Consider the following 10,000-nt stretch of genomic DNA (forward strand, 5'->3'; position numbering starts at 1 on the left):
GGGCGGATTGCAATTTGTTCATGAAAATTGTGTCTTCGAAGCCCAAGGTCCCAGCGATGTGCCGATCTATGGCCAATATAACGGCCATGAAGGTGTTATAAAATTTTTATCTATTCTATCAGAATTATTCGATACCGAAGATTTCAAATGCTTAGAATGGTTAGATTCCAAAAATTATGTTTTTGGCTATGGCTACATGCAGCATAGAGTCAAAAAGACAGGTAAATTATTCAAATCTGAATGGGCGCTTGTATGCAAAATAGAAAATAATCTTATTATCTCCTATAAAATCTTCGAAGATACTGCGGCTTTGCAATCGGCTTATAAAGACTAGGCTAACTTCGATTTAAAGCCCGACATAACTTTGAAAAGATATCTAAAGCCTAACAATTTAAGAATATTCTTATTCTCTAGGCGGATAAGTAAATAAAAACATCCAGCAAACAGACTCAGGAAAGCGGCTCGGTGAAGCTGGCAATCTCGACCATTTAGGCAGGCGTTTATTAGATATTTTAAGGATTAGAATAAGAAAAAATTGGCCTAATTATTTACCAAAGAAAGGGTAAATAATGGTGGACAGGAATGGATTCGAACCATTGTAGGGCGAAGCCCGGCAGATTTACAGTCTGCTGCCTTTAACCACTCGGCCACCTGTCCACAAGGAGGCGATTTATTTGAGGGGGTTGAATGGCGAAAATATCACCATCTGTCAAGCCGATATTTGAAAAATAATTATTTTTTATTCATTTATCTGAAAAAAAGCGCCCCAAATGACGATTGTCTATTTTACATCCTGTAAGCTGAAACGATATGACAGCTTTCAAATAGGCATTATCCCGAAAGCGATAATATCGCCTAAGATAACCCAAGACTTGTATTAAGGAATAAATTTATGGCTCGAAGCCGGAATAAGGCCTCCCCCTCTCATCCTCGTTTTTGGGGACGCCATGCGGTTGAAGCGGCTCTCAATAACCCAGAACGCCATATCCGGCGGATATGGGCTACAAGGGAAGCCTTGGCACCCTATGATATTGATAAATCTATTCCGGTTACCTTTTCTGATGTTACCGATCTCGGGCGCTTCGTACCGAATGATGCCCCGCATCAAGGTATTGTTATCGAGGTTGACCCTCTTCCTGATATCTGGCTGGCCGATCTTCTGGATGTGCCGGAAACCGATAAACGCCCACTTCTAGTTCTCGATCAAGTCACAGATCCCCATAATGTCGGGGCTATTCTACGCTCGGCAGCGGCCTTTGATGCCCTCGGCATCATTACACAAGATCGCCATGCACCTCCGGAATCCGGCGCTTTAGCACGAGCAGCCAGCGGCGCTTTGGAAGTCGTTCCTTGGGTCAGAGTGACCAATCTAGCGCGGGCTTTGGATGAAATTGCTGAAGCCGGTTATTGGCGTATTGGTTTGACGGGTCATTCAGAGGCCACATTATCTCAAACCCTAGGCAGTGGAAAAACCGCTTTGGTCTTAGGGGCAGAAGGCGAAGGCTTGCGGCAGAATACCGAAGCCCATTGCGATGAATTAGCGAAATTGCCGATCAGCTCTAAAATCGAAAGCCTGAATGTTTCAAATGCGGCAGCTGTCGCCCTTTATGCGGCAGCAGAAAAGCTCAATAGCCAAGACTAATCACAAGGGTAGTTTCCTTCAAAGAAGGAGACTGCCTTTAAAATTCTTATCAAAAACAAAAAAGCCGCCGAATGACGCGGCGGCTTTCATCAAAATATCAAAAACACTAATTCGGCAGATGCTGCTGCACCTTTTCAACCCATTCAGGAATAAAACAAGGTGGCCGGTTCGACCATCCGGGTGCCGTCACAGCCGCTTCACTAATCGATTGCAAAAGCGCACGACGTTTTTCAGGATGAAGATGCGGCAAAGCAGCCGATGCACAAAATGCTGATGGTAACCAAGGACGCACAGCCGCCCCAATCAGCCTTTCGTAAAGAAAACGATAGGCTGAAAAACTGTTCAGACGATCCTGCCCCAAATCAAAAGCCGACATAATAATCAGCGGCGTCATGAAATGCTGCAAAGATTCCAAACCATTGTCATCCGGTAAGTGATGACGAACCGTATCTAAATGATGATACACTTGAGTCTGCGCCCGAATACTGGCCGCTTCGATAACATCCCGCGACCACCGTTCTACAACATCATGGCGTTTCAGACCAATATCCAATGAACGACGAATATAGCGTTGAGTTGCAGCCGGAAAGGTCGCAAACTCTTTCATTTCCACCAGAGCCATGGCACCATTCGCTGGTTTCTTCGGGGAATTCATGATACGTCCTCCCTCCCGTTGGTGCTGAAGCGTTTTTCTCTCCGAAACAAATCGGCAAGAATGTAACGGCAATCTTTTGCTATCTTCACCCCAATTAAGATAATCAAAGGCCGATAACTGACTTAACTGTCCTGTTACCTTGTATAAGAGTGGACATTTTTTCGGCATTAAACAAGCTGTGATTAAAGATAATTTATATAATTAAGGTAAACTCCAAAATTATTTTCAAGAATTCACCCGATCATAAGGGGTGACTAAAAAATGCCCTCTATAATTCTGGCTGATTGCTTTTATGTGATAACAGTGCGCTAGCCGATCTTGGGTCAAAACCGTTTCAGGTGTAGCATCAGCAACAATTTCACCCCGATGCCATAAAAGAAGCCGATCACAATAACGCGCAGCCAAGGTTAAATCATGAAGGGCAACAATAACAATCCGTCCCTTTTGGGCTTCTTGTGATAACACTTCCATAATCTGCATGGCATAACCAGGATCAAGGGCAGCCAAAGGCTCATCCGCTAATAAAATAGGCGCATCAACCGCCAAGGCTCGCGCTAACAAGATACGTGCCTGCTCACCACCAGAAAGAGAATCCATAGAACGATCAAGCAAATCACCGGTTTTTGTTGTTTCAACAGCATAGGCGATAGCATGGCTATCCTGCTGATTTAATCGGTTTAACGACCGTCCATAGCGTAAACGACCAAGAGCAATCAGATCGCGTGCTTTCACAGGCCATTGAATCCGGCGATCTTGGGGCAAATAGGCAATCGCCTCTGCTTTTTGCTGCGGTGACAAATCAGCAAGGCAGCGGTCATTTAAAATGACCTGCCCTCTTTCTGGAGATTGCAATCCAGCCAATATCTTTAAAAAAGTGGTTTTACCTGCGCCATTGGCACCAATCATCCCTGTCAGAATACCCCCGCCAAAGGAACAGCTGCCACAGAGGGTAATAGCCGCCTGATGGCTACCTGTTTTAAACAGAATATCTTCGGCAGCGAGATGTATCATAGGCTTTTCATCGCCCCCACGCCCTTTATGGCCTGTCGGAAAAAAATAGGCACTCCGATAAAAGCGGTCACGACCCCCAATTGCAATTCATTCTGCGTTGGTAACAGACGAACAAGGATATCGGCCAAGGTCACTAATAAAGCGCCCCCCATAGCAGAAGGCCATAACAATTCAGAAGGCAACTGGCGAGTAAAGGGGCGGAGAATATGCGGCACAATCAAGCCGACAAAACCGATTGCGCCACTAACCGCAACAGCGCCCCCAACCCCTATCGCCAAAGCAGCCATAATCAACCAACGCAAGCGAACAAGATCAAATCCCAAACTGGCAGCAACGTCATCCCCTAAGATCAACGCATCAAGGGCGGGTGCCGTGCGCCTAAACAAAAATAGAGACAGAAAAAACGGCGCAATAAGAAGCAACACATGATTCCAGCTTCGATCTGTAATAGCCCCCATCAACCATGTCATAATTTCCATAGCGGCAAAGGGATTGGGGGATAAATTCAAAGCAAGACTAATGCAGGCACCCGAAAAGGCAGCGATAGCCACGCCGCCTAGAATAAGACTTTGGGGATCATTATGGCGACGGACAAACCATAATAAAGGCAATAACCCAGCCAAAGCACCGACAAAGGCAAAAAGAGGCAAACAAATGGGAAAGCGTGCAGAAAACCCAAAATAAAAAGCTAAAACAGCCCCCAAAGCTGCGGCATTAGAAGTGCCTAACAAAGAGGGATCAGCCAAGGGATTTCGCAAATATCCCTGATTAACCGCTCCCGCCATCCCCAAAATAGCACCGACAGCTAAACCAACACAAAGGCGGGGGAAACGTAACAATCCCAAAATCAATCCTGCTGTCGGATCACCGACTCCCGTGACCGCCTGCCACAAAGCCATAACACCGATATGGGTTGACCCGATGGATAAAGACAAAAGAGCCAGCGGCGGCAAACAAATCGACAAATTTATCAGCAGCCGATGCGCTTTATAAAAAGAAGATAGACCAGAAAAAAAACGCATCCGGTCAAGCCTCTTCCTCATCCGCTTCCATCACGGGTTCAGCTAAATCGGGCATTTTCTGGCGTTTAAACAGCATCCGGTCTTCAGCCGAAAAGCCTAGATACCAGATAATAGAAGAATAGCTGACCAAGATCATGATAACGCCCAAAGACAGTTCCAGCCATTCAGGGAAGTGCCGCGCTACCATTCCCACAGCCCCTGCCCCAATCACCGCCGGAAGCAAAGCCCATTTCCAAGGAGAAACGGGCGCTTTCAAAAGGCGACGTAACAAGCATGATTTCAAAATGGAGCCAGTGCCAAGCGATATCGCCAAAGCAAGTGCTGGGCCCGCGGCGGCCGCCAAATCTGATGGCAAAGGATTATGTCCTAGATGCTTATGCAAAACAGAGATCAATGGAATTGAAAGAGCAGCCTGCAAAGACAGCATTGCAATCGAAATAGCCATATTGGTTTTGGGGGCAATATAAATTAGGGCAGCCTCCGAAATGACTGCCGTTGCCGCTACCACTTCGGCGACCAATAGAAAACATAACGCCCCGTCCCCGCCAGCAAAACGAGGGCCCACCAGCCCCATAACACCATGACTAGTCAAACCCAAAGCAAGGGTGACACCGGTCTGCGCTGCAATAATCCAAAATCCAACCTGACGCACCTGATTGGCAACCGCCGCTTTATCACCTGCCTCCAGACTACGGGTAATCACAGGGCCCAAAATCGGATCGAAACTGGTTTTCAGCTTTTGCACCAAAGAGGCAACCTGTTGGGCTACATAGTAGATTCCGACGACCGAAGAAGAAAAGAACAACCCCAACAAAACGATATCAAGCCGCCGTGAACTCCATTCGATTGCATCGGCCGCAGCCAAGGGGATATTACGTCTTGCCAAAGAAAATAAGGTCGGAATATGGGGACGCCAGCCATGTGGCCAACCGAAACGCTTTAACAGAGGATAAAGCGATGCCGCCAAAGCCGCGACTGCCGAGGCGACATAGGATAATAACAAACCTTCATGCGGTGCTATCCAAATAAAAATCACCGATGAAATGGACAACACCCAAGGCTCGATAATCGCCTGCGCTTTCACGCTGGCCGCAATATCGCCATAGAAAGCCAAAGCTGCCAAGGCGATATCAGCCCAGACCAAAGGCACCACGACCCAAGGGAATAACCAATGGTCAGCAAAGCTGACAGGCGCGCCCCGAAACATCAGAATAGGCAGGAAAGACAAAATCACCGCCCCGATTGAAGCAGTTATCAAGGATAGCAATAATGCATCCCCGACAACGTGATTTTCGTCTTTTTTCGTGCGCGCCAATTTCTCGGCCAGCCCTCGGGTCAATCCCAATGTGGCAAGCTGGGCGGTAAATTCTGTTACCAAAATCGCATAGGCAAAACGGCCAAGCGCATCGGCACCATAGATACGCCCTGCAATAAAAAGGAAAGGAATACGGGCTGCCAAACGTAACAAAAAGCCAAAAACATTGGTGCGCCCACCCTTTGCCAAAATTGCAATGTCTTTCGCTTCGGCGTCTTCTTTATTCAGGGTTGTCAATGTGCGGCACCCCAACTTGTCCCTGTGCCGATCTCGACTTCCAGATCAACCGACAACTGAACAATCGGTAAAGCCGCCTCCATCATCACTTGACGAATAATAGGTTTCGCTTTTTCAATATCTTCTTCAGGGATTTCAAAAATCAGTTCATCATGAACCTGCAAAAGCATCTTCACCGAAGAAAGTCCGGCCTCTGCCAAGGCCGGCTCCATTCTCACCATGGCTCGCTTAATAATATCAGCAGACATACCTTGAATAGGCGCATTGATCGCCTGTCTTTCGGCGGCCTGTCTTTCTGTCACTTTACGGCTTTTTATCGCGGGCAAATGGGTCTTGCGACCAAAAGGCGTTTCGACATAGCCATGCAAACGGACAAAATCCAATGTCCGATCAATATAGTGACGGATAGCAGGAAAGCGCTCAAAATATCGGTCTATGATTTCCTGCGCTGAAAAACGGTCTATTTCCAGTCGCGCGGCCAAGCCCCAAGCCGAAATACCATAAAGAATAGCAAAATTGATGGTCTTGGCACGCGCCCGACTTTCACGATCAACATGACCAAATAACTGTTTGGCCGTCAAAGCGTGAATATCTTCTTTCTCCCGAAAAGCCTGTAACAAGGCTTTTTCGTCGGCTACATGCGCCGCCAATCTCAACTCTATCTGCGAATAGTCAGCCGACAATAACAAATGCCCTTCCTTTGCGATAAAGGCATTTCTGATTTCCCGACCAATTTCGGTGCGGATAGGAATATTCTGTAAATTCGGATCAGTAGAAGATAATCGGCCAGTCTGTGCCCCAACCAGACTAAAGCTGGTATGGACACGGTCTGTTTCAGGATTGATCTTGCCAATCAAAGCATCACTATAGGTGCTTTTCAGTTTTGAAAGCTGCCGCCATTCCAAAATCTTAACGGCAATTTCCGCGCCCTCTTCTGCCAGACGTTCCAGTTCGATCACATTAGTCGAATATTGTCCACTTTTGCTTTTTTTCCCGCCAGAGAGCCCCATAGTCCCGAATAAAACTTCACCCAATTGCTTAGGGCTAGAAATCAAGAAATGGCAGCCAGCCAGTGCATAGATTTCTTCTTCGAGGATGCTGATATCATGAGCAAAACGGGCAGAAAGCTTACATAGAGTCGCTTTATCAACCGAAATCCCCTTCTCTTCCATTCGGGCGATCACTGGCGGTAAGGGACGGTCAACTTCTTCATAAATTCGGGTGGCACCATCGGATGATAAGCGCGGCTTTAATACTTCCCATAACCGGAAAGTGATATCCGCATCTTCGGCAGCATAGCGCGTTGCCGCCGGAATAGGGACATGATTAAAGGTAATGGCCGATTTTCCCGTGCCACATACCGATTTAAAACTGATGGGCTGATGGTCAAAATACAGAAGGCTTAATTCATCCATACCATGACCATGCTGACCAGCATCAAGATCATAACTCAAAAGCATGGTATCATCGAAAGGCTGAACTGAAATCCCGTATCGGGACAGAACAATCATATCATATTTGATATTCTGGCCTATTTTCAGAATAGACGGATCTTCTAAAACCGGTTTTAACTTTTTGACAAGAAGCGATAAATCCATTTGATCAGGCTTCTGGTCAAGAAGATCATGGCCACCATGCCCACAAGGAATATAACAGGCTTTCCCCGCTTCTGTTGACAGACTGACCCCCACCAATCGGGCTTGGGTTGCATCCAGATTGTCAGTTTCAGTATCTACCGCGACCTGACCTTTTTGATAGATATCCGCGATCCAGCGATCCAAAGCCTTTTCATCGATCACGGTTTCATAGGCATCAGGGTCAAAATTTTGTGAAGAAGCAGCCGCCATCTCTTTACGACCATCAGCAACGGGCGCGCTCTGCCCGCCCCCCGCTCTCGCCAATAAAGAAGCAAAGCCCTGTTCACTCAAGAAATCCCGCAAAGGAGTCATATCAACCCCCTTCACCACCAAATTATCCAATGGTTCAGGTAAAGGCTTATCATCAACCAAAGCCACCAACTCACGGGATAAAATAGCCGTTTCTTTATATTCGATCAGATTTTGTCTTAATTTCGGCTGCTTGATTTCTGGGGCTGATTCCAAAATATCGCTCAGATTACCATATTCATTGATCAGGCGGCTGGCGGTTTTCGGGCCCACACCGGGAACACCGGGTATATTATCGGCGGTATCTCCCATCAAGGCGAGAAGATCGCCCAATTTTTCAGGCACAACACCAAATTTTTTAACAACCTGTTCCGAACCGATCAGGCAGTTATTCACCGGATCAAAAAGATTTAATCGCGGCTGAATCAACTGCATCAGATCTTTATCCGAAGAATAAACCGTCACCTGAAATCCGCGTTCCAAGGCAACTCGGGAATAACAAGCGATAATATCATCGGCTTCCAAACCTTCCTGCTCGATAGAAGGCACAGAAAAAGCGCGGGTCGCTTCTCTGATAAGCGGGAATTGCGGCACCAAATCTTCCGGCGGCGGCGGGCGATGGGCTTTATAGGCCGGATATAAATCCTGTCTGAAACTTTTGCGGCTTGAATCAAAAATAACCGCAAAATGGGTCGGGGCATCATCCTGCTTGCGGATATTCTCCACCAGTTTCCAAAGCATGGTAGTAAAACCATAAACCGCTCCAGCAGGCAGTCCAGCCTTGTTGGTTAACGGGGGCAGACGATGATAGGCACGAAAAATATAACCCGATCCATCAATCAGAATAAGATGGGGCTTATCAGAATGTTCTGTCACAAAAGACCTTAAATAATTAACCGCGATAAATTCGGAATGGATTCCATGTTTGACTGACGGGCATCAGCTCAATCGAATTCATATTAACATGGGCAGGCTGGCTAGCGACCCAGAACAGTGTCTCGGCAATATCCTCCGGCTGTAGGGCTTTTGCTCCCTTGTAGGTTTCATCATAGACTTTCTGGTCGCCCTTGGCTCTCACCAAAGTAAATTCACTTTCACAAAGGCCGGGTTCAATAGAGGTTACACGAACGCCGGTGCCATGCAAATCACAACGTAAACCATAAGAAAATTGACGGACAAAAGCTTTTGTCCCACCATAGCAATTCCCGCCGGGATAAGGCCAATGGGCGGCAACCGAACTCAAATTGATAATCATACCCTGACGTTCAATCAGTTTAGGTAATAAATGCTGGGTAATAATAGCCAAAGCGGTGACATTGGTATCAATCATGACACGCCAATCGTCCAATTGAATATCAGGTGCAGGCTTGGTGCCAAGGGCAAGACCGGCATTATTGATTAACAAATCAATTTCAGAAAATTCGGAAGGCAAAGAAGCTAGCACTTCCTTCATGGCCTTTTCATCTCTGATATCGAAAACCGCCGGAAAAAGGTTTTCTTCACCCAGCTCACGAACTAATTCGTCTAAACGGTCACTTCTGCGACCTGTCGCCACCACTTTCCAACCATGACGAACAAAAAGCCGCGCCGTCGCTGCGCCGAAACCCGCTGTTGCCCCTGTAATTAAAGCTGTCTTGGACATAGAAGGCTCCTTAACTGACAAAAAATACCGACTTAAAAAAGCCGCCCTTATTCATTCCCACGCTGAATCTTAAATGCCCAAAAACAGGCCAAAGATTCCTCTAAAAATAGAGTTCGGCCTTGTCTAGCGCCTGATAGGCCATAAAAACTTCTGCCTTTGCTCTATTGAAAAGCGTTATTACAGATCGCAGCGAATATCCATAACAGGCGATTCCAAAACAGAATTTATTCATCATGCTGACTTTATGGTTACAAAAACGACGCAATATTATACAAAATAGAAAGATAGCCCTCGGCTTCCTGCCGATAATCCCAATCCTGCGTTGACAAGCCTTGCTGTAACCGCCAATCGACAATAGATAATGAATAACGACAGACGCTTTGGCCTTAAACGGCATATTACTTTACCGGGAGAACTGGCTCTTGATGGGGGCAGCCTACTCACCGGAATTGAAATTGCCTATGAAACCTATGGCCACCTCAATGCAGATGCTTCCAATGCGATCCTTATCTGCCACCCGTTGACGGCTGACCAATTTGCGGCATCCGACCACCCGATTACCGGCAAACCGGGTTGGTGGTCGCGGATGA

8 protein-coding genes, 1 tRNA gene and 1 pseudogene are annotated in these 10,000 nt (G+C 46.8%); 3 read left to right on the plus strand and 7 right to left on the minus strand.

The window, feature by feature from the left end; translation table 11 throughout:
* Positions 1-7 precede the first annotated feature (7 nt).
* Positions 8-334: a nuclear transport factor 2 family protein gene (locus LDL18_RS02835; RefSeq protein ID WP_296506907.1), complete on the plus strand. Its 327-nt coding sequence runs from the start codon at positions 8-10 to the stop codon at positions 332-334.
* Positions 335-570: 236 nt separating this feature from the next.
* On the opposite strand, the gene LDL18_RS02840 is transcribed toward LDL18_RS02835, so the two are convergent.
* Positions 571-657 (minus strand) — tRNA-Tyr (locus LDL18_RS02840).
* A 235-nt stretch (positions 658-892) separates the two neighbouring features.
* Between LDL18_RS02840 and rlmB the strand changes: the two genes are divergently transcribed.
* Positions 893-1,642: a 23S rRNA (guanosine(2251)-2'-O)-methyltransferase RlmB gene (gene rlmB / locus LDL18_RS02845; protein WP_296506902.1), complete on the plus strand. Its 750-nt coding sequence runs from the start codon at positions 893-895 to the stop codon at positions 1,640-1,642.
* 106 nt (positions 1,643-1,748) lie between these two features.
* Here rlmB and LDL18_RS02850 read toward each other — a convergent pair whose 3' ends face one another.
* The 6 genes from LDL18_RS02850 to LDL18_RS02875 all read right to left on the minus strand — a co-directional run bounded on the left by LDL18_RS02850 (position 1,749) and on the right by LDL18_RS02875 (position 9,410).
* A complete protein-coding gene (locus LDL18_RS02850) occupies positions 1,749-2,297 on the minus strand; it encodes a hypothetical protein (RefSeq protein ID WP_296506908.1) in 549 nt (182 codons plus the stop codon).
* Between the two features lie 225 nt (positions 2,298-2,522).
* Positions 2,523-3,308 (minus strand): ABC transporter ATP-binding protein, encoded by a 786-nt coding sequence (locus LDL18_RS02855; protein ID WP_296506903.1) that lies wholly within the window; start codon positions 3,306-3,308, stop codon positions 2,523-2,525.
* The gene (locus LDL18_RS02860) at positions 3,305-4,330 is read right to left on the minus strand and encodes an iron ABC transporter permease (protein WP_296506904.1); all 1,026 of its coding nucleotides are present in this window, start codon (positions 4,328-4,330) and stop codon (positions 3,305-3,307) included. Before LDL18_RS02860 ends, LDL18_RS02855 begins: the two co-directional genes overlap by 4 nt.
* Before the next feature lie 4 nt (positions 4,331-4,334).
* A complete protein-coding gene (locus tag LDL18_RS02865; RefSeq protein WP_296506909.1) occupies positions 4,335-5,882 on the minus strand; it encodes a lipopolysaccharide biosynthesis protein in 1,548 nt (515 codons plus the stop codon).
* Positions 5,879-8,644: a DNA polymerase I gene (polA, locus tag LDL18_RS02870; protein WP_296506905.1), complete on the minus strand. Its 2,766-nt coding sequence runs from the start codon at positions 8,642-8,644 to the stop codon at positions 5,879-5,881. Before polA ends, LDL18_RS02865 begins: the two co-directional genes overlap by 4 nt.
* 16 nt (positions 8,645-8,660) lie before the next feature.
* Positions 8,661-9,410 carry an SDR family NAD(P)-dependent oxidoreductase gene (locus tag LDL18_RS02875; protein ID WP_296506906.1) on the minus strand — a complete coding sequence of 250 codons (750 nt, stop codon included), beginning with the start codon at positions 9,408-9,410 and terminating at the stop codon, positions 8,661-8,663.
* Between the two features lie 361 nt (positions 9,411-9,771).
* Between LDL18_RS02875 and metX the strand changes: the two are divergent.
* Positions 9,772-10,000, plus strand: a pseudogene (metX, locus tag LDL18_RS02880) (homoserine O-acetyltransferase); the annotation flags it as partial.

Source organism: Zymomonas sp. (assembly GCF_020216885.1).
In the GTDB taxonomy this organism is placed as follows: Bacteria; Pseudomonadota; Alphaproteobacteria; order Sphingomonadales; family Sphingomonadaceae; genus Zymomonas.